Origin of the sequence: Streptomyces sp. NPDC051133 (assembly GCF_040682635.1) — a bacterium.
Classification (GTDB): Bacteria; Actinomycetota; Actinomycetes; order Streptomycetales; family Streptomycetaceae; genus Streptomyces.
This window is the reverse complement of sequence record NZ_JBFBBK010000018.1, coordinates 127,368-145,693: the sequence shown is the minus strand read 5'-3', so window position 1 is coordinate 145,693 and position 18,326 is coordinate 127,368. Positions and strand designations below refer to the sequence as shown.

17 protein-coding genes and 1 pseudogene are annotated in these 18,326 nt (G+C 72.5%); 8 read left to right on the top strand and 10 right to left on the bottom strand.

Annotated elements, in window-relative coordinates; all coding sequences use genetic code 11:
* The first annotated feature begins 6 nt into the window (after positions 1-6).
* The 4 genes from AB0N17_RS20405 to AB0N17_RS20390 all read left to right on the top strand — a co-directional run bounded on the left by AB0N17_RS20405 (position 7) and on the right by AB0N17_RS20390 (position 7,774).
* Positions 7-411 (top strand): globin, encoded by a 405-nt coding sequence (locus AB0N17_RS20405; RefSeq protein WP_366012784.1) that lies wholly within the window; start codon positions 7-9, stop codon positions 409-411.
* 242 nt (positions 412-653) lie between these two features.
* Positions 654-4,010 (top strand): FtsX-like permease family protein, encoded by a 3,357-nt coding sequence (locus tag AB0N17_RS20400; protein WP_366012783.1) that lies wholly within the window; start codon positions 654-656, stop codon positions 4,008-4,010.
* 1 nt (position 4,011) lies between these two features.
* Positions 4,012-6,735 carry an FtsX-like permease family protein gene (locus AB0N17_RS20395; RefSeq protein ID WP_366012782.1) on the top strand — a complete coding sequence of 908 codons (2,724 nt, stop codon included), beginning with the start codon at positions 4,012-4,014 and terminating at the stop codon, positions 6,733-6,735.
* Between the two features lie 73 nt (positions 6,736-6,808).
* Positions 6,809-7,774 carry an ABC transporter ATP-binding protein gene (locus tag AB0N17_RS20390; RefSeq protein ID WP_366012781.1) on the top strand — a complete coding sequence of 322 codons (966 nt, stop codon included), beginning with the start codon at positions 6,809-6,811 and terminating at the stop codon, positions 7,772-7,774.
* Between the two features lie 130 nt (positions 7,775-7,904).
* Here AB0N17_RS20390 and AB0N17_RS20385 read toward each other — a convergent pair whose 3' ends face one another.
* The 5 genes and pseudogenes from AB0N17_RS20385 to AB0N17_RS20365 form a co-directional block, all read right to left on the bottom strand.
* Complete coding sequence (locus AB0N17_RS20385) at positions 7,905-8,582, bottom strand: hypothetical protein (RefSeq protein WP_366012780.1); 678 nt, start codon at positions 8,580-8,582, stop codon at positions 7,905-7,907.
* Positions 8,579-8,992: a thioesterase family protein gene (locus tag AB0N17_RS20380; RefSeq protein ID WP_366012779.1), complete on the bottom strand. Its 414-nt coding sequence runs from the start codon at positions 8,990-8,992 to the stop codon at positions 8,579-8,581. The genes AB0N17_RS20385 and AB0N17_RS20380 overlap by 4 nt, the downstream gene beginning before the upstream one ends.
* A 6-nt stretch (positions 8,993-8,998) precedes the next feature.
* Complete coding sequence (ettA, locus tag AB0N17_RS20375; protein WP_366012778.1) at positions 8,999-10,663, bottom strand: energy-dependent translational throttle protein EttA; 1,665 nt, start codon at positions 10,661-10,663, stop codon at positions 8,999-9,001.
* Between the two features lie 350 nt (positions 10,664-11,013).
* The gene (locus AB0N17_RS20370) at positions 11,014-11,469 is read right to left on the bottom strand and encodes an SRPBCC family protein (protein ID WP_366012777.1); all 456 of its coding nucleotides are present in this window, start codon (positions 11,467-11,469) and stop codon (positions 11,014-11,016) included.
* A gap of 75 nt (positions 11,470-11,544) precedes the next feature.
* Positions 11,545-11,832 (bottom strand): annotated as a pseudogene (locus AB0N17_RS20365) (UTRA domain-containing protein); the annotation flags it as partial.
* Positions 11,833-12,149: 317 nt separating this feature from the next.
* On the opposite strand from AB0N17_RS20365, the gene AB0N17_RS20360 reads away from it, so the two are divergent.
* Complete coding sequence (locus AB0N17_RS20360; protein ID WP_366012776.1) at positions 12,150-12,350, top strand: hypothetical protein; 201 nt, start codon at positions 12,150-12,152, stop codon at positions 12,348-12,350.
* Between the two features lie 266 nt (positions 12,351-12,616).
* Positions 12,617-13,372 (top strand): hypothetical protein, encoded by a 756-nt coding sequence (locus AB0N17_RS20355; protein WP_366012775.1) that lies wholly within the window; start codon positions 12,617-12,619, stop codon positions 13,370-13,372.
* 202 nt (positions 13,373-13,574) lie between these two features.
* Here the strand turns inward: AB0N17_RS20355 and AB0N17_RS20350 are convergent, their stop codons facing one another.
* On the bottom strand, positions 13,575-13,865 hold the full coding sequence (locus tag AB0N17_RS20350; protein ID WP_366012774.1) for a hypothetical protein: 291 nt from the start codon (positions 13,863-13,865) through the stop codon (positions 13,575-13,577).
* Positions 13,866-14,035: 170 nt separating this feature from the next.
* Between AB0N17_RS20350 and AB0N17_RS20345 the strand changes: the two genes are divergently transcribed.
* Complete coding sequence (locus AB0N17_RS20345) at positions 14,036-14,302, top strand: hypothetical protein (protein ID WP_366012773.1); 267 nt, start codon at positions 14,036-14,038, stop codon at positions 14,300-14,302.
* A gap of 82 nt (positions 14,303-14,384) precedes the next feature.
* Here the strand turns inward: AB0N17_RS20345 and arr are convergent, their stop codons facing one another.
* Positions 14,385-14,795 (bottom strand): NAD(+)--rifampin ADP-ribosyltransferase, encoded by a 411-nt coding sequence (arr, locus tag AB0N17_RS20340; protein WP_366012772.1) that lies wholly within the window; start codon positions 14,793-14,795, stop codon positions 14,385-14,387.
* 198 nt (positions 14,796-14,993) lie between these two features.
* A complete protein-coding gene (locus tag AB0N17_RS20335) occupies positions 14,994-15,896 on the bottom strand; it encodes a DUF2867 domain-containing protein (protein WP_366012771.1) in 903 nt (300 codons plus the stop codon).
* Between the two features lie 51 nt (positions 15,897-15,947).
* Between AB0N17_RS20335 and AB0N17_RS20330 the strand changes: the two genes are divergently transcribed.
* Complete coding sequence (locus AB0N17_RS20330; RefSeq protein ID WP_366012770.1) at positions 15,948-16,601, top strand: TetR/AcrR family transcriptional regulator; 654 nt, start codon at positions 15,948-15,950, stop codon at positions 16,599-16,601.
* Positions 16,602-16,664: 63 nt separating this feature from the next.
* Here AB0N17_RS20330 and AB0N17_RS20325 read toward each other — a convergent pair whose 3' ends face one another.
* Both AB0N17_RS20325 and AB0N17_RS20320 read right to left on the bottom strand, forming a co-directional pair.
* The gene (locus AB0N17_RS20325) at positions 16,665-16,892 is read right to left on the bottom strand and encodes a hypothetical protein (RefSeq protein WP_366012769.1); all 228 of its coding nucleotides are present in this window, start codon (positions 16,890-16,892) and stop codon (positions 16,665-16,667) included.
* Between the two features lie 75 nt (positions 16,893-16,967).
* Positions 16,968-18,323, bottom strand: a complete 1,356-nt coding sequence (locus AB0N17_RS20320) for a Cys-Gln thioester bond-forming surface protein (RefSeq protein ID WP_366012816.1) — start codon at positions 18,321-18,323, stop codon at positions 16,968-16,970.
* Between the last annotated feature and the right edge of the window lie 3 nt (positions 18,324-18,326).

Sequence of the window (18,326 nt, the reverse complement as noted above, 5' to 3'; positions counted from 1 at the left end):
GGACGGGTGAATGAGATTCGGCGCGGCACGCTTCAGGAGCAGACCTTCTACGAGCAGGTCGGCGGGGAGGAGACCTTCCGTCGGCTCGTCCACCGTTTCTACCAGGGAGTCGCCGAGGACCCGTTCCTCAGGGCGATGTACCCGGAGGAGGACCTGGGCCCGGCCGAGGAGCGGCTGACCCTGTTCCTGATGCAGTACTGGGGCGGCCCCACGACGTACGGCGAGAACCGCGGCCACCCCCGGCTGCGCATGCGGCACGCCCCGTTCACGGTGGACCGGGCGGCGCACGACGCCTGGCTGAAGCACATGCGGGTGGCCGTCGACGAGCTCGGGCTGTCCGAGGAGCACGAGCGGACGCTGTGGAACTACCTGTCGTACGCCGCCGCGTCGATGGTGAACACCCCGGAGTGAACGGACCGCGCGGCCGGAACGGACCGCGCGGCCGGTACGGGCCGCGCGCGAAGTGAACGGGCCGCGGGGACCGCACGGCCCCCGCGGGCCGGACGGTCACCCCAGAACGCCGGATTCCGGTCGTGCACGGCCGTATTCCGGTCACGATCCGGTGTAGACCGGTTGCCGACCGCTTACCCGTCACCGGCCACCTCTGCCAGCATCGCCCGCAGGTCTGGAAGTGGCGGACACACGGGGGCCGGGTGACGGGGTTCGTCTTCTCACGCGCGCGTGCGCACCGCCTGCTGCTCGGTGCCGCGCTGCTCACCGTGGTGCTCACCACCGCGGTACTGGCGACGCTGACGGCCTACTCCGGTGCGATCGGCGACGCGGCGCTGCGCCATGTGCTGGCCGACCCGCGCAACGCGGCCGACACCGCCCTGATCGTCAAGGCGGACGTGCCGCCCGATCAGCGGGCCGCCGCCGGCACCGCCGTACGCGAGGGCGCCCGGCGGACCTTCGACGGCCTGCCGGTGACGGTCCGGACCCTGCGCCGCTCCGGGCCGTACGCCCTGCCGCGCTCCCTGCAGCCGCCGGCGGCCCGGTCCGGCGACCCGGACCTCACCTACCTCGCGGCCCTGGACCGCAGCCTGCTGCGGCTGACCGCGGGCCGCTTCCCGCGCCCCGCCGACGGCGCGGTCGAGGTCGCGCTCCCGCAGACCGCCGCCCGTGCGCTGCGGCTGAAGCCCGGCGACCGGCTCACCCTGACCGACCGGCTGGACGGCCCGGCGGTACGGGTGCGGATCACCGGGCTGTACCGTCCGGTCTCCGTGACGGCGCCGTACTGGCAGCTGGACGAGCTGCTCGGCCGCGGGGCGAAGCGGGCCGGCTTCCTGACGTACGGCCCGCTGCTCACCGACCCCGCCGTCCTCACCGGCGGCCGGATCAGCGCCGGGCCGACGGCGTGGCTGGCGTCGGCGGACTTCGCGCGCCTGACGACGGGCCGGATCGGTGAGCTGCGCACGGCGGCCCGGGCGGGGAGCACGGGCCTGCGGGACCGTCCGGCGCTGCACGGCACGACGATGGCGCAGACCTCGCTGCCGGACGTCCTGGACCGGGTGGACCGCTCGCTGCTCGTCGCCCGCTCCACGCTGCTGATCGTCGCTCTGCAGCTCGTGCTGCTCGCCGGGTACGCGCTGCTGCTGGTGGCCCGGCTGCTCAGCACCGAACGGGCGGACGAGACACGGCTGTTGCGGGCCCGCGGCGCCTCCCGCGCCCGGATCGCCGCCCTCGCCGCCGCCGAGGCACTGCTTCTCGCGCTGCCCGCGGCCGTCTGCGCGCCCCTGCTCTCCGGCCCGCTCACCGCCCTGCTCGCCGGGCACGGTCCGCTGGCCCGCCTCGGCCTGCGCCTGGACCTGCCACCGGCCGGCCGCCTCGACGTCTGGCTGGTCGCCGCGGTGGTGGCCGCGGGCTGCGCCCTCGCGGTCGTGGTCCCGGAGGTGACCGGAGCGGGCACCGGCCCCCGGAGCGGCGCGAGCGGGCCACGCCCACGCCCCCTCCCCCTCCTGCCCCGCCCACGTTCCCGACGCCGCGTCCCCGGCGACCGGCACGTGCCCCCCGCCGTGCGCCGTCGGCCCGTCTCCTTTGGGCTTCTCCCCTCCCCGCTCCGCGCCGGCGCCGACCTCGCTCTGCTCGCCGTCGCGGGTGTGGCCTACTGGCAGCTGGAGCGGCAGGGGTCCGGGGGCGTGAGCGCCGACCGGTCGGGGGCGCTCGGCGTCGATCCGCTCCTGGTGACCGCGCCCGCGCTGGCGCTGCTCGCCGGGACCGTGCTCGCGCTGCGGCTGCTGCCGCCCGTGGCGCGGGTCGCGGAGCGGTGGGCGGCGGCCGGGCGTGGGCTGCCGGTGGCGCTGGCCGGCTGGCAGTTCGGCCGGCGGACCGCGCGCGGCGCGGGCCCGGTGCTGCTGCTCGTCCTCGCCGTCGCGCTCGGCATGCTCGCGATCGGGCAGGCCGCCTCCTGGGACCGCTCGCAGGACGACCAGGCCGACTTCCGCGCCGGGGTGCCGGTACGGGTGACGGCCGCCGGGGAGGGCGGGCTCGGCCGTACGGAGCTGTACGCGGGCCTGCCGCACGTACGCGAGGCCGCCCCGGCCCTGCGCTCCGCCCAGCCGCTGTCGGACGACCGTACGGCGACCGTGCTCGCCCTGGACACCCGGCGGGCGGCGGACGCGGTGCTGATGCGCCCCGACCTGGCGGACGTGCCGGTGCGGCCGTTGCTCGGCGGGCTCGCGCCGCACGGTTCCCCGGCCGGGACCCGGCTGCCGGCGGGCACCGCGCGGCTGCGGCTGGCGGCGACCCTGCGCAGCTCGGCCGGGGCGGGGCTGGTCACCGACGTGACGGTGACGCTGGCGGACCGGTACGGGGTGCCGTACCAGATGCCGTTCGGGGAGCTCCCCGCCGACGGGCACCGGCACCTGCTGACCCTCGACGTGAGCGCCTCGCCCGGCCCGCTGGTCCTCACCGGACTCCGCCTGGACATGAACCAGCCCGGCGAGCGAACCGAACACCGCCTCACCCTCGACGCGTTGACCGCGGCCGGCGGCGACGGCACCGAGCACCGGCTCGCGCTGCCCGACCGGTGGACGGCCACCACGGAGACCGCGGGCGACGCCGTCGCGAGCCCCGCCACCAGCCCCACCCGCCCCCGGCTCACCGGCCCCGGCACCTTCACGTACGGCACCGGGTACCTCCCGGGCGCCGACGCCTGGCGGGTCGCCTCCGTCACGGTCCGGCTCCAGGTGCCGCAGTCCGCGCCCGCCGCCGTGCCGGCCGTGGCCACCGACCGCTATCTGGCCTCGACCGGCGCCCGCCCCGGACAGCGCCTCGACCTGACGATCGGCGACCGCACGGTGCCCGTGCGGATCGTCCGGGCGGTACGCGCACTGCCCGCCACCGCCGACCCGTCGGTCACCGGCCCCCGCGACGGCGGCGCCGTCCTGCTCGACCTGCGGGCCGTGAACCAGGTGCTGCAGGCGCGCTACGGCGACGGCGTGACCCCGAGCGAGTGGTGGCTGGCGACCGGGCGGGGCGACGCGGCGGAGGTGGCCGCGGCCGTGCGGGCGCTGCCGGACGTGGACCCGGGACAGGTGGTGGTGCGCGACGAGATCGCCGCCGAGCTGCGCGACGACCCCTTCGGCGCGGGCCCGGAAGCCGCGTTCACGGCGGCGGCCGTGGTGGCGGCGGCGCTCGCCGCGGTGGGCTTCGCGGTCGGCGCGGCGGCCGCGCGGCGGGCCCGCGGGACGGAGTTCGCCGTGCTGCGGGCGCTCGGTGTGCCACGCCGGCAGCTGACCCGCACGGTCGCCGCCGAACAGGCCGTCCTGGTGGGGCTGGCGCTCGCGGCCGGCCTGGGCCTGGGCACCGTACTGGCGCGCGCCGTCCTGCCGTTGATCGTCCTGACCGGCGACGCCGCCCGGCCGGTGCCGGACCTGCTGGTCGAACTGCCGCCCGGCCGGGTGGCGCTGCTGCTCGCCGCCGTCGCCGTGGTCCCGCTGACGGTCGCGGCCCTGCCGGCCGCGCACCGCACGAACCCGGCGGGAGCACTGCGTGACCAGGGAGGCGACTGACATGAGCCGTGCCCGGCCTCCCGTTCTCGCGCCCTGGGTGCGGACCCGGCTGCGGACCGCGCCCGACGCCGCCGCCGCGTTCGCGGTGCTGGTCGTCCTGGCCGCGAGCCTGGCGGGTGCCTTCCCGCGCGCCGTCGACCGGTACGAGGACGCGGGCCTGCGGCACGCGGTCGCGCAGGCCCGCCCCGACCGCACCACCGTGCTGGTGCAGGCGCCCCCGCCCGACCCCGGTCTGCCGGCCGGGCAGCAGGCCGCCGCGGTACGCCCCGCCGCGCTGAAACGGCAGTACGAGAAGGTCCTCACCACGGTCGGCGACCCGCTGGCCCTCGACCCGTCCCAGTCGGTGTACGGCGTCGCCGGCGGCGTGAACCCGGCGGTGCCGGACCCGTTCCTGCCCCGCCCGACCGGACTGCCCGCCCACATCTCGCTGTTCGCGCCGAGCGGCCTCGCCGACCACGCGCGCGTGCGCACCGGCCGGCTGCCCCGCGCCGACGGCCCGGTGGACGCGGACACCCCCGGGGTGGAGGCGGCCGTGACCGCCGCTACCGCCAAGTCCCTGCACATCGTGGTCGGTTCGGTCATCCATGTGCCGGCGGTCGGCCGGCCCCCGCTCGCCGTCCGCGTCACCGGCATCCTCGTCCCGCGCGACCCTTCCGGCGCCTACTGGTCGACCGTGCCACGGCTGCGCACCCCGAACCTGGTGATCATGCCCAGCCCGGGCGGGGACCCGCCGAAGTACTGGCTCGGCACGCTGCTGCTCCCCCCGCAGGCGGCGCCCGCCATGCTCGGCACGGTCACGAACCCGTTCCGCTACTGGTTCCTCGCGCCCGACGCCCGCGGCCTGCACGCGCACGACGTGGACCGGCTGAAGTCGGCCGTCGCCGCGCTGGAGTCCGGCCCCGGACTGCGCCGCGCCCGCGTCCTCACCGACGACCGCACCGACATCGGCACCGGCCTGGACGACACCCTCACCTCCTTCTCCCGGCTGCGCTCCGGCATCGCCCCGCTGGTCTCCGTCGCCGCCGCAGGCACCGGCACGGTCGTCGCCGTCGTCCTGCTCATGACCGCCGGCCTGGCCGCCGACCGGCGCCGCACCGAACTCGCCCTGCTGCGCGCCCGCGGTGCCTCACTGCCCGCGCTCGCCGGGCGGCTGCTGGCCGAGACCGCCGTCGTCGCCGTACCGGCCGGCGCGCTCGGCCTGACCGCCGCCCTTCTCGCGGTCCCCGTCGGCCGCACCGGACCCGCCGTCGCCGCCGCGGCGGCCGTCACCCTCACCGCGTGCTGCGCCCTGCCGCTGCGCGCCGCCCTGGCCCACCGCACTGTGCGCGCGACGGCCGAGCGCGCGGACCTGGCGGCCGTACGCCCCTCCCGGCGCCGTACGGTCGCCGAGCTGACCCTGCTGGTCCTGGCGGCCGGAGCGGTCGCGGCACTGCGCCGGCGCGGCACGACGGGCGACCAGCTGGTGGCTCTGGCCCCGGTCCTGACCGGCGTGATCGCCGCCCTGCTGCTGCTCCGCCTCCACCCGCTGCTGCTGCGCCGGCTGACCGGCCCCGCGGCACGGCTGCGCGGGGCGACCGGGCATCTCTCGCTGGCCCGCGCCGGCCGGACCCGGACCTCGGCGGTGCTGCCGCTGCTGGCCGTGCTGACCGCGCTGACCACGGCGGCGTTCGGCGGCTCGGTACTGGCGGGCGTGACCCAGGCCCGGGACCGGGCGGCGCTGCTCACCGTCGGCGCCGACGCCCGCGTGGACTCCGACGCCCCCCTTCCGGCGGCCGTCCCCGCGCGGGTGCGCGCCGTCCCCGGGGTGCGCGGTGTCGCCCCGGTGAGCATCGACTACCAGGCCAAGCCGGTGGACGGCCAGGACTCGGTGCCGCTGGTGGGCGTGGAGCCGCGGTCCTACGGCGCGCTGACGGCCCGCACCGGAGTCGGCGCCTTCTCCGCCGCCGCGTTGGCGTCGCACCGTGGCCCCGTGCCCGCCGTGGCCTCGCCCTCCGTCGCCGCCGAGTACGGCACCCGGCGGCCCTTCCCGCTCCGGCTGTCGGACGGCAGCGCGATCACCGTGCGGATCGTGCTGGTCCGCGACGGCACCCCGGCGGTGTCCGGCGGCAACTTCCTGGTGGTGAACCGCGCCGGGCTCGCCTCTCCCGCGAACCGCCCGACGGCCCTGCTGCTGACCGGCGGCCGGCCGTCCGCCCGCGCCCTGGCCCACGCGGCCGGCGACTCGGCCGTCGTCCGGCTCCGCGCCGACGAGCGCGCCCGGTACGCCGACTCCCCGCTCCAGTCCGCCGCCGAACACGTCTACACGGCGGCGGTGGTGGCGGGCGCCGGCTTCGCCGTGCTCGCCCTCCTGCTGGCCCTGCTGCGCGCGGCGCCGGAACGCGCCGCGCTCCTGGCCCGCCTGCGCACGATGGGCCTGACCCGCGCGCAGGGCCGCCGCCTGCTGATCCTGGAGTCCCTTCCGCAGGCCCTCCTCGCCGCCCTCGGGGGAGCCCTGACCGGCTGGTCCGCGATCCGTCTGCTCTCCCCCGGCATCGACCTGACGGCCATCGCCCTGCCCGCGGCCGACTCCCCCCTCGCCGAGGCCCCCCTTCGCCCCGACACCTGGTCCCTGACCCTGCCCGCGGCCTCGGTCGTCCTGCTGACGGTCTCGGTCGCCACCGCCCAGGCCTGGTGGACGGGCCGCCGGGGCTCGGTGACGGAACTGAGAGCGGGGGACGGCCGATGAGCGAGTCGCGGCACCGGCAAGTGATCCGACCCGCCGCCCGGCGACAGCACAGGGCACTCACCCAGGAGACCCGATGGCCACTCCCCCGAACCTGACCGACCTGACCGACCTGGCCAACCGCGTCGCGGCGAGCCGGCACGAACCCGCGTACGGCCACGACGCCCTCATCACCTGCGACCGCCTGGTCCGCATCTTCTCCACGGACGGCGTGGAGGTCCAAGCCCTCCAGGGCCTCGACCTCTTGGTCCGCGAGGGCGAACTGATGGCCCTGGTCGGCGCGTCCGGCAGCGGCAAGTCCACCCTGATGAACATCCTCGCCGGCCTCGACACCCCCACCGCGGGAGCCGCCCGCGTCGCCGGCCACGACCTGCTCACCATGACGGCGGCCGACCGCCTCGCCTACCGTCGCGAGACCGTCGGCTTCGTCTGGCAGCAGACCTCCCGCAACCTGCTCCCCTACCTCACCGCCGCCCAGAACATCGCCCTCCCCCTCCAGCTGTCCGGCACCCGCCGGCCCCGCCGCGCCCGCACCGAACGCGTCCTGGAACTGATGGAGTTGCTGCGGGTGGCCGACTGCCGCGACCGCTACCCGCACCAGATGTCCGGCGGCCAGCAGCAGCGCGTGGCGATCGCCGTGGCCCTGGCAGGCGGCCCCGCGGTCCTGCTGGCCGACGAGCCCACCGGCGAACTGGACTCCGGGACGGCCGCCCAGATCTTCGACGCCTTCCGGACCGCGAACGAGACCCTCGGCACCACGATCGTCATCGTCACCCACGACCAGGCTGTGGCGGGCGAGGTCCGCCGTACGGTCGCCATCCGGGACGGCCGCACCTCCACCGAGGTGCTGCGGCGCAGCGAGATCGACGCCGCGACCGGCGATGAGACGGTGGTCGCCCGTGAGTACGCGATGCTCGACCGCGCGGGCCGTCTGCAGCTCCCCGCGGACCATCTCCGTGCCCTCGGCATGCGCGACCGCGTGGCCCTGGAACTGGAGCCGGACCACATCGGGGTCTGGCCGGACGACACCCGGCGCTCGTGAGCGCGGCGGCTCGGCCCGTGCTGAGCGATGGTGCGCGCGGCGGCTCGGCCCGTGCTGAGCGATGGTGCGCGCGATGGCGGCCCGCGCTGAGCCTCGTGAGCGCGGGTGGCTCAATGGTGCGCGCGGTGGCTCAGCGCACGATGACGCCGAGCGACCCGAGCCCGGCCCGCCGTACGGCGACGGAGCCGTAGGGGGTGCGCAGCCTGAGCCACGCCCCCGAGGAGAACAGCCCGGTGTCGGCCGGGTCGGTGCCCGGCCGCAGGAAGCCCAGAGAGTGCGCCGCGTGCACGGCGCGCAGGGGAAGCCGGGTGCGCCCTATCTCCCGGGACCAGATGTCCCGCCCGATCCGGTCCAGCTCCGCGCGGGTGCGGCCGTCCGGCGCCAGCTCCTCCGTACGCGACCGGAACTCGCCGACCGCCGCGGCGACGGTCGACCGCAACTGCTCCGGGTCGGGCAGCCCCGGCTCGGCGTGCCAGCCGCCGCGTGGCGGCAGCACACCGGCCCAGGGTGGCCCGGTGACCGCGGCCGGTACGGCCGCGGTGGCCGCCCGCTCGTCCACCGACTCCAGGAACTCACCGGCGGAGACGGTCACGTCGAGGGCGACGTCGAGCCCGTTCTCGTACGGCTTGGCCAGCCGCACGGCCCGTACCGCGAGCACCTCGAAGGACGGCGGCCGGCCGAAGACGGCGAGCGCCGTGCCGGCCGCCTGCAGGCGCACCGCTGCTCCACGGTCGTAGTGGAGCAGCCGGGAGAGGAAGGCGGCGAGGTCCGCCGCCTCCGTCTCGTCGGCGAGGTGCAGCACCGTCATGCGGCGACGGCCTTCTCGTCGGCCGCGTCCCGGTACCCCTCCAGGAACTCCCGCTCCGCGGCGGTGATCCGGCGGGGCCGCTGGGCCTCGAAGTCGAACGGGACGATCACGGTCGAGGCCTGCACGTAGATCGTGTCCTCGTCCTTCACCTCGTAGGAGACGGTGAAGGACGCGGCCTTGATCTCCGTGACCCACAGCTCGACGTCCACGGGCGTGGGCCGGTGGACGAGCTGCCGCTTGTAGTCGATCTCATGGCGCGCCACCACGGACCCCTGCTTGGACTCCTTGCCCCGCAGGGACAGGAAGTCGATGCGGGCCTCCTCCAGATAGCGCAGGAAGATCGCGTTGTTGACATGTCCGTACGCGTCCATGTCCGACCAGCGCAACGGGCAGCGGTAGATGTGCCGCAAGATCGATCAGCCCCGGGTCAGCTTCTTGTAGGTGGCACGGTGCGGACGCGCGGCGTCCGGCCCGAGCCGCTCGACCTTGTTCTTCTCGTACGACTCGAAGTTGCCCTCGAACCAGAACCACTTCGACTCACCCTCGTAGGCGAGGATGTGCGTGGCGACCCGGTCCAGGAACCACCGGTCGTGGGAGACGACCACGGCGCAGCCGGGGAACTCCAGCAGCGCGTTCTCCAGGCTGGAGAGGGTCTCGACGTCGAGGTCGTTGGTGGGCTCGTCGAGGAGCAGCAGGTTGCCGCCCTGCTTGAGGGTCAGCGCCAGGTTGAGGCGGTTGCGCTCACCGCCGGAGAGGACACCGGCCGGCTTCTGCTGGTCCGGCCCCTTGAACCCGAAGGCGGAGACGTACGCGCGGGACGGCATCTCGACCTGTCCGACGTTGATGTAGTCGAGCCCGTCGGACACGACCTCCCACAGCGTCTTCTTGGGGTCGAGGTTGGCGCGGCTCTGGTCGACGTAGGAGATCTTGACGGTCTCGCCGACCTTGATGTCGCCGGAGTCCGGGGTCTCCAGACCCTGGATCATCTTGAACAGCGTGGTCTTGCCGGCGCCGTTCGGGCCGATGACGCCCACGATGCCGTTGCGCGGCAGCGTGAAGGAGAGCCCGTCGACGAGGACCTTCTCACCGAAGGCCTTGTTCAGCTTGTCGACCTCGACGACGACGTTGCCCAGGCGCGGGCCCGGCGGGATCTGGATCTCCTCGAAGTCCAGCTTCCGCATCTTGTCGGCCTCGGCGGCCATCTCCTCGTACCGCGCCAGACGGGCCTTGGACTTGGCCTGGCGCCCCTTGGCGTTCGACCGCACCCACTCCAGCTCTTCCTTGAGCCGCTTCTGCCGCTTGGCGTCCTTCTGGCCCTCGACCTTCAGACGGGTGGCCTTCGTCTCCAGGTACTTGGAGTAGTTGCCCTCGTAGCCGTGCAGGCGGCCGCGGTCGACCTCGCAGATCCAGCCGGCCACGTTGTCCAGGAAGTACCGGTCGTGGGTGACGGCGACGACGGTGCCCGGGTACTTGGCCAGGTGCTGCTCCAGCCAGTTCACCGACTCGGCGTCGAGGTGGTTGGTGGGCTCGTCGAGGAGCAGCAGGTCGGGCGCCTCGAGCAGCAGCTTGCACAGCGCGACGCGGCGCTTCTCGCCACCGGAGAGGTTGGTGACGGGCCAGTCGCCGGGGGGGCACCCGAGGGCGTCCATGGCCTGCTCCAGCTGGGCGTCCAGATCCCACGCGTTGGCGTGGTCCAGCTCCTCCTGCAGCTTGCCCATCTCGTCGAGCAGCGCGTCGGAGTAGTCGGTCGCCATCAGCTCGGCGATCTCGTTGAACCGGTCGAGCTTGCCCTTGATCTCGGCGACGCCGTCCTGGACGTTCTCCAGGACGGTCTTCTCCTCGTTCAGCGGGGGCTCCTGCAGCAGGATGCCGACGCTGTAGCCGGGAGACAGGAAGGCGTCACCGTTGGACGGCTGCTCCAGCCCCGCCATGATCTTCAGCACGGTCGACTTACCGGCACCGTTCGGGCCGACGACACCGATTTTCGCTCCCGGCAGGAAGCTCAGGGTGACGTCGTCGAGGATCACCTTGTCGCCGTGCGCTTTGCGCGCCTTGCGCATGGTGTAAATGAACTCAGCCAAGAGAAACCGTCCGGCAGCTTGAAATCTGGCAGTGGGCAGATACACCCCATCTTGCCGTACGGCCACCCCTGGGCGGAAACCCGTTAGGTCGAGGGACTCTGACCTGGGCTTTCGCCGGTAGCGGCTGCGGCTCGTCCGTCACTGTCGGTCGCCGTCGAGTGGCCTCGGGCACCCTCGCACGGCCCAGGGACGGCCCGGGAGCGATCACTCGTCAGCTGCCGGCCACTCATCGAGCCGGACTCTCACCTGGTGGTTGTTGGGCGTGCCGGCAGACCTCCCCCTCGACGGAGACCCCCAGGGGCAGGCAGCTCCATCCCGTGCTGCATGGCCGTGATCTCGCCCGGTGAGCGTCAGCTGGAGTCGGTGGCGACGGCGCCTTCCAGCAGCGCTTTCAATGCGGCCAGGTCCCTGACGTTCGCCCGCCGCACAGCCGCAGCCATCATCGGAGCGCTCAATTTGGCAAAGCCGGATGGCTCACCGCGGTTGCGCAGCGTCATCCGGGTATGGTCGGCGTCCACTGGCTGCCAGGTGTAGGTCGTCTCCATGGGAAACGGCCCCTGCGCGGTGCGCATCACGAGTCGTTCGGAGGAGTACTCGACAATCTCGTACGTGTAGGTCAGGGTGCGCCCCAGGAACCGGGCGACGAAGTCGAGCTTCGAGCCCGCTGCGAGCGGCGGCGAGGTCCGCCAACGAACCGAGACGATGTTGGCGTACCAGTGCGGCGCATTGGTCGGATCCCCGGCATAGGCGGCGACCTCCGCACAGGGGCGGGCGATCACGGTCTCGGTGAGGACGTCGACAGCCATAACGTCAACGCTATCCCTGCGCTCATGCTCCGGAGCTCGACGCACGTGCCGCACGGTCAGCCCTACCCCACGCTTCTAGCGGTTGATCGGGATCTCGTACACGATCTCGCAGTGCGCGGCGGGCACGACGATGTCCGCCATCTCCACAGGCCGCCCCTGGTCGCTGTAGTACGTCCGCCGGATGTGCGTGACGAGAGCGGCCTTCTGGATGCCGAGTATCGACGCCTCCTCGACGGTCGCCTGCCTCGGCTCGGGCTGCTCCACGGCATGGCTGACCGTGACGCCGATCGCGGCCATGCGATTCACGACGCCCGCCCCGGCGTGCGGCCCGCCCTCGGGGAGAACGACGAGAGTGCCGGCGGTGAAGGGGCCGGCGCGTTTGAAGGCACAGCCTGCTCAGTGCGGCCCAACTCGCCGGTCTACTGATCACCGGTCTCGCTGACCAGCGAGGCTGAGGAAGCCCACGGCTCTGACCAGCTCAGATGCCGTGGGCTTCTGTCGTTGTCGGTCGGCGTCGACTGACCTCGGACGGCCCAGAGACGGCCCAGCGCCGGTCCTGATTGAAACCAGCGGACCGTGGGTGACCTCTTGGCCGAGGCAAACCGGTGGTGATCGTGAAGCAGAGTGTGTGCACGGGAGCGGGGAAGGAGTCAGAGCGGGAGGGAGGACAGGAGACAACCGTGACCGTCCTCGCGATCTTTCTCCTCATCATCGGGGCGCTCCTGGTCCCGATTGGGGCATTTTTGATCCTTATTGGGACGTTTCTGATCGTCATCGGGGCGACCTTGATCCTTATGGGGATGGCTCTGATCGCTGTGGCCGCGTTCTTGCTGATCCGGAGATTTCTCGGCCGTAGCCGAACGCAATCTCACTCCTGGTGAAACTGAGGGTGGCCCTTCAGCACAGCCACAACTGATCATTGGCGTCCGTGACCTGCGGCCACCTCATTGATCAAGGACCTGACCTGCTGCTGAGCTGCCGGCAGTTGTCGACGTTGGTCATCATCGAGCGCCCTTCTACGGCCCAGGAGGGCGCTCATGCGTGAGCACCGCATTAGGAGTTCGATCAGGGCCCCATGTGATGGCGGCCCCCCACTTCCACAGCAATCGACAGGTCGGCGAAAGTGCGGTTGCAGCAGTCTGCTTGGATGCCGGAGATGACGACGAGTTCTCCTGTCCCCCGCGCAGACGACGCCGATTCCGACCGGCTGAGGGCTCTGCTGGACAATGCCGCCAAGGGTGGGGACGGTCAGGCTTGGAGCGACCTCTGGACGGAGCTCTACCACAACGGTTCTCTGGACGTCGCCCATCCGCTGGTGCTGCCCACGCTGGCCGACATGGCGGAGGCCGACAAAGCCGACATAGCAGCTTCGGCCCTCCACCTGGCCGGCGCCCTTCTCGTCCAGGCCGACCAGCGGTACGAGACCCGGAATCTGCGGCACCAGTACGCGCCGGAAGTCACACGCCTACTGGGCGCCGCGAGCAGGTGGCGGCAGGTCACCGCCGACCGGAACGACTACTGCTATCTGGTTGAGGCGGCCCTGAACCTGGAGGGCGACATCCACTGGGCGGAGGACTTGATCTGGGGCGTCGTCAGCGAGGAATACGAGCTTGAGTGCCCGGATCCCGACGGGTGCGCGTCGCTGTGGGTGATCATCGGAGAGCGGGGCTTCTTCAGTGCGGCGGAGGACTACGCCCTCTCCGATGACATCGAAACCTTTCCGCTCCATCCGGCCGACCCCCGCGCCCTGGAAGGTCTCGGCCGCCGCCTCTACGACCTAGTCTTGGCTGATGGCCACGAGGAAGTCGCGCGCGCCTTGACTTATGCCTTCGGTGAGGCGACCTGCCCGGAGTGTGAGCAACGCTTCTCCGTCGTCGGACAGATTGTCGCCTGTTCCAGCTGAGAACCGCGCGGGATGGCGGGGTTTGAACCCACGACCTCTTCGTCCCGAAGCAACTTGGGAGAGTGTTCGGTCTTGGGTTGGTTTGCCGCCTACCTGCGCCGACGGTCCACTGGAGTTCGCGTCCGTCCCGTCGCTGTCTGCTGGCGTTGTCACGCAGTTAGACACTCATCCAAGCTGGCGTGCGCTCTGGAGGGGCCTGCCCTCAGGGACCGAGCACATGCAGCGCGCCGAGTACGAGGCACGCGGTACCGAAGAGGAAGAACCCACCCATGGCTATCGCGGCTGCCCCGAGCTTCATAGCGCCAGCACTCTTGCCCTCTTGCGGCACAAGCGAGCCCGACGCCTGCTGTCTGAAGTCGAGATACGCAGGCAGCCGTCCGGTTCGCCGTAGCGTCCGCCCGACACTGATGAGGGCTATGCCAAAGATCAGCGTGAGCAAGCTCGTCTGGAGCTGGTAGGCCGGGTCATGCCCGTCCGAGACAGCGATGATCACGAAAGTCCCCCCCAGGACGTGCCGGACAGCGCCGCTGCCCGGTGGAAAGAAGCGCCCCATCTTGCCTGACCGCCACCCCCAGATGGAAACCCGTCCGGTTCGGGGACTCTGACCTGTACTTCGCGAACTGCTACCACCACCGGGACCGGGATCACGACGCGTGGATAGACGTGATCTTCGGAACGTGGGGCGCCGGGTCCGGCCAGTGGGACGATCACGTCTCGTTCGCATGTCGAGTGGGCCCGGTCGCCGGCCGGCCCGAGCCCGCTTCCACCCTGGTCACGGCAGGTCTCGCGCATCCCGACGGGCCCCTGTTCGGCCGCAAGCTCGACCGAGAAGCCGCCCTGCGGCATCCACGGCTGCCGGAGTTCTGGCAGGTCTCCGACTTCATCCTGGAACACGACCCGCTGGTACGCGGACACCTCTACGGACGCTGAACGACCGCCGGAACCACCTTCCCCAAGAGGCCCGCCCCCGCCGTCCTCACCCGTCGCAGTCGTCGCGGTTACCGGGCAACCTTCAGTTGATGATTTCGGCGCGGTGGTCCAGACGGATCGCGGCCAGCCGGTCTCGCCACGTCTGGAGAGCTTCGGGTGTCTGCCGCGTCCAGTCGGTGACCTCGCCGACGATCCGGAGCGGTTCCCTGCTGCGATAGGAGCGGGTGGGATTGCCGGGGAACTTCTTGTCGGTGACGTTGGGATCGTTCTCGAACTCCCCCGTCGGTTCGACGACATACACGCGCGGGGCCCCGTCACCGGCGGCGAGTTCGGCGGCGAGTCCCGCCCCGTCGCGCAACGCGGTGAAGTAAACGTGGTTCATCACGATGTCGGGCCGGTAGTTGGAACGGAAACCGGCGGTGAGGTGATCACCGACCCGCAGCTCGGCCTTTGTGCCGTGAAAGAACGGCCCCTCGTCCAACGCCTCGTCCATCGCCACAGGTTACCAAGCCGAGCCGTCGCGACGGCGAAGTCCAGGACCACTCGGACCCCGCGACCACAGCAGCCGAACCGAGATCTGGTCGTCTGCTGTGAACCAGTTGATGCGATGACGGACGGAGGTCGACTCCGCTCGTCAGTCACTGTCGGTAACCGGTGGTCGGCTTCCTGGGGCGGTCGGCTTCCGTCGATGTCAGGCACCCCGCACGGTCGAGCCGCGGTCTCCCGCGCTGGGCGCGGCGAGGGCCAGCCTGCGGTGGGTGCGCCGGAGCATGGTGCGGGCCATGAAGGGGTGGACGCGTTCGACCACACCCCAGTAGAGCCGTGCGGGCCGGCCATCGGTCTTCACCGCCGTGCAGAGGGTGACGTATCGCTCGTCGATCAGGATCGAGGCACGGGCCGTCAGACCCGCCGTCCGCACGTCCATGAGGAGCTCTCCGTCCGCCCGGGCGAGCACCGGGAAGCTGTCGCGCAGGACGCCTGTCCAGGCCGCCGGGTCACGCGGCAGGCCCGGCAGGAGTCGCATCCGGTAGGCGTCCTCGTAGTCGGTGCGGACGAGGGAGGCTCGGATCAGCCGGGCCGCCGCCGGTGTGGCGACGGCTTCGGGCCGGGCCCAGCCGAGGCGGTGGAGCAGCCGCACCCACGGTGACCAGCGCACCGGACGTTCCACACCGCCCGCCGCCGCCCGCTCGATGTTGTCGAAGATCTCCTCGACAACCGTGTCGTGCAGGTGCCGTACGACAAAGGCCCACCGGAGCCGGGCGAGGCCGCGCGTTTCGCACGCGAGGACATGGCGCACTCGGCAGCGCTCGGCGCCGAGGGCTGAGACCGTCAGTTCGTGGAAACCGTCGAGGCCGGCGCCCGGCGGGGTGTCGAAGCGGACCCGGCACCCGGGTTCGTAGGCCGTGACGCGGTAGCGGATCGAGCCGTGTCCGCCGTCCGCGCCAACGGAGAGCGGGCGGTCCAGGCGCATCGGCGGCCAGGCCGGGGTCGGGAAGAGGGGGTCGTCCGCGGTGGAGAGGCGGTCGAGCAAGGCACCGACGGCTGCCGCGGGGGCAGCGATCACACGTTCGTGGACATTGAGCACCGCGGCCATCGCGCACCTCCATACGCCAGCGTATGGTCGACCATACGGTAGCGTACGGTCATGGTGCAACGGCAGCAGCGACAGCAACGGCCGGAAAGGAAAGCCCGGTTGACGGCCCAGGACTGGGCGGACGCCGCGCTCACCGCGATCACCGAGGGCGGTGTCGCGGCCGTCGCCGTGGAGCCCCTGGCGGCCCGGCTCGGTGCGACCAAGGGCAGCTTCTACTGGCACTTCGCCAACCGCGACGCACTCATCGAGGCTGCTCTCGACCGCTGGGCGGAGCTCCACACCGAGGGCACCATCAGCGAGGTCGAGGCGGAACCGGACCCCAAGGAGCGGATCCGTCTGCTCTTCACCGAAGCCATCAGGTCGGCCACGACCGATCCGCTCGAAGTCGCACTGCTCGTCACCTCGACGCATCCCCAAGTGGCCGCGGCCTTGCGGCGGGTGACCGAGCGCAGGGTGGCGTACCTCAGGCAGCTCTTCACCGACCTCGGTTTTCCCGAACCGGAGGCCCACCGCCGCGGACTGCTCGCGTACACCGCCTATCTGGGCCACGCCCAGCTCGGTCACGTGACGCCCTCGGTCCTGCCCCCGGAGGAGAGCGCGGAGTTCCGCGCGTATCTCGGCGAGGCCTTGGAGGTGTTGCTGACGCGCCACGCGAACACGCCGGATCCGGGCCCTGGCCCGGACCTGGCTCGGAGGGAGACGTGACACGGGCCATCGGGCCAGGCCGCCGCTCCCCCGGCCCCCTGGGGACCTAGGACGCCCGTGGGCTCAGTCCAGGCGGGTGCCGCGCTCGGTGAGGGTCCGAAGAGCGCGGGCACGCTCGTCGGTGGACATCAGGGCCCCGTCGTCCCCATGCGTCACGTCCGTGCGGTACACCGCGAACCGCCAGTGGCCCTCGCGGTCCACGATCGGTTCACCGGCGATGGTCGCGGTCCTGCCCGCGTCGGTCAGCCTGACTTCGTACGGAGTCGTCTGCTCGACCTCGAACACGTCCACGTCCGCCTCCCTGGCAGGCTCGTCCGGTCGCCGACGGTTTTCCAGGGACGCCATCGGCGCTGAAGGGACGGGCGGTCAGTCGCCCGGCTGCTCGCGCCTGCGCAGGATCACCAGCACCGCGCCCCCGATCACCACGAGGCCGATGGCCACCCCGGCGATCAGGGGGGTGATCGCGGAGCCTCCCGTCGCGGCGAGGTCGGTGTCGGGGACCGAGGTGCCGCCCACCGTGGCCGGGCCGGGCGCGTTGTGACTGCGGGCCGACCGAGTCGTGATCGCACCCTGCGTCTTGCAGTCCAGGACGCCGCTGAAGCGGTGGCTGAAGCCGTTGGGGCCGGTGATCGTGAAGTCGTAGGCCTGGTCCTCCAGGAGCGGCACGGTCACCGTGCGGGAAGCGCCCGCGGGGATCGTGTGCTCGACGCCCATCAGCGCGAACGTGAAGGGCCTGTCACCCTTGTTGGCCGCGAAGATGTCCACCCCGCCCTTGGCGCAGTTCTTCCGCGCCGACACCGCCGGTATCGCGCCCTTGGCTGCCCAGCCGGCCGTCACCGTGGCGGAGACCGTGGACTCGCTGGAGCCCGCCAGTATCTGGGTCTGGCTGCGGCTGTCGGAGGCGAAGGCCCGGCCCACCGGCACGGTGGTCGACGCCTGCACCGTCAGCTGGGCAGTGCCGTCGGCCGCGTCCTCGGGAATGTCGAAGTAGAGCCGGCTGCCGTCCTTCGCGGAGGTGATCACCTTGCCGGTCCTGTCGATGATCCGCACCCCGCTGGTGGCCGCGTCGGCCGGCGGGATCACCGTGACCCCGGCCGCGTTGGTGTGCACGGTCACCGGCCCGAGCACGTCGCCCGGCCGGCCCGAGACGGCGGGCGGGTCCAGGGCGAGCGAGGCCTGCGGCTCGGCGGTGTTCCGGGCGCTCTTCTCCAGGTAGTCGGCGAGCTTCTCGGCCTGCGGGTCGACGGCGTCGACCTTGGCCCCGTCGGAGTACCGCCAGATGGCCACCTGGGTGCCGGCCGCCGCGTCCTGCTCGGTCAGGGCCCGCGCCCCCGCCCGCCGGGCGAGCGCCGCGAGGTCGTTGACCTGGGGGTAGGAGTTCTGCAGGATCCAGCGGATCCTGCCGGCGTCCTTGTCGGTGCCCAGCGAGGTGCCACTCCAGGGGGTCTCCTGGTAGCGGGCGTCGCGCTGGGTGGGGTTGTGCAGGTCGACGCAGTACGTCTGCAGGGTGCCGCCGCCGTCCACGGACATCTCGAACAGCCCCGCGGCCACCCGCTGGTCGCCGCCGTCCTCGTGGATCACGGCCTCGCCGTAGGTCTTCAGGCCGTTGATCGTGGCCGTCGCCCCGCCCTGGGTCTGCGGGGCCACGTCGGCCACGGCCGTACCGGCCCCGGACAGCACGCCGGCCGCCACGAGACCGGACACCGTGACGGTGGCGGCCAGGCG

Coding starts and splice junctions, on each gene's coding strand:
- AB0N17_RS20385 (WP_366012780.1), bottom strand. CDS start 8,582: ATGACGGTGCTGCACCTCGCCGACGAGACGGAGGCGGCGGACCTCGCC.
- AB0N17_RS20390 (WP_366012781.1), top strand. CDS start 6,809: ATGGCCACTCCCCCGAACCTGACCGACCTGACCGACCTGGCCAACCGC.
- AB0N17_RS20370 (WP_366012777.1), bottom strand. CDS start 11,469: ATGGCTGTCGACGTCCTCACCGAGACCGTGATCGCCCGCCCCTGTGCG.
- arr (WP_366012772.1), bottom strand. CDS start 14,795: ATGGACGAGGCGTTGGACGAGGGGCCGTTCTTTCACGGCACAAAGGCC.
- AB0N17_RS20330 (WP_366012770.1), top strand. CDS start 15,948: ATGGTGCAACGGCAGCAGCGACAGCAACGGCCGGAAAGGAAAGCCCGG.
- AB0N17_RS20395 (WP_366012782.1), top strand. CDS start 4,012: ATGAGCCGTGCCCGGCCTCCCGTTCTCGCGCCCTGGGTGCGGACCCGG.
- AB0N17_RS20335 (WP_366012771.1), bottom strand. CDS start 15,896: ATGGCCGCGGTGCTCAATGTCCACGAACGTGTGATCGCTGCCCCCGCG.
- AB0N17_RS20355 (WP_366012775.1), top strand. CDS start 12,617: ATGCCGGAGATGACGACGAGTTCTCCTGTCCCCCGCGCAGACGACGCC.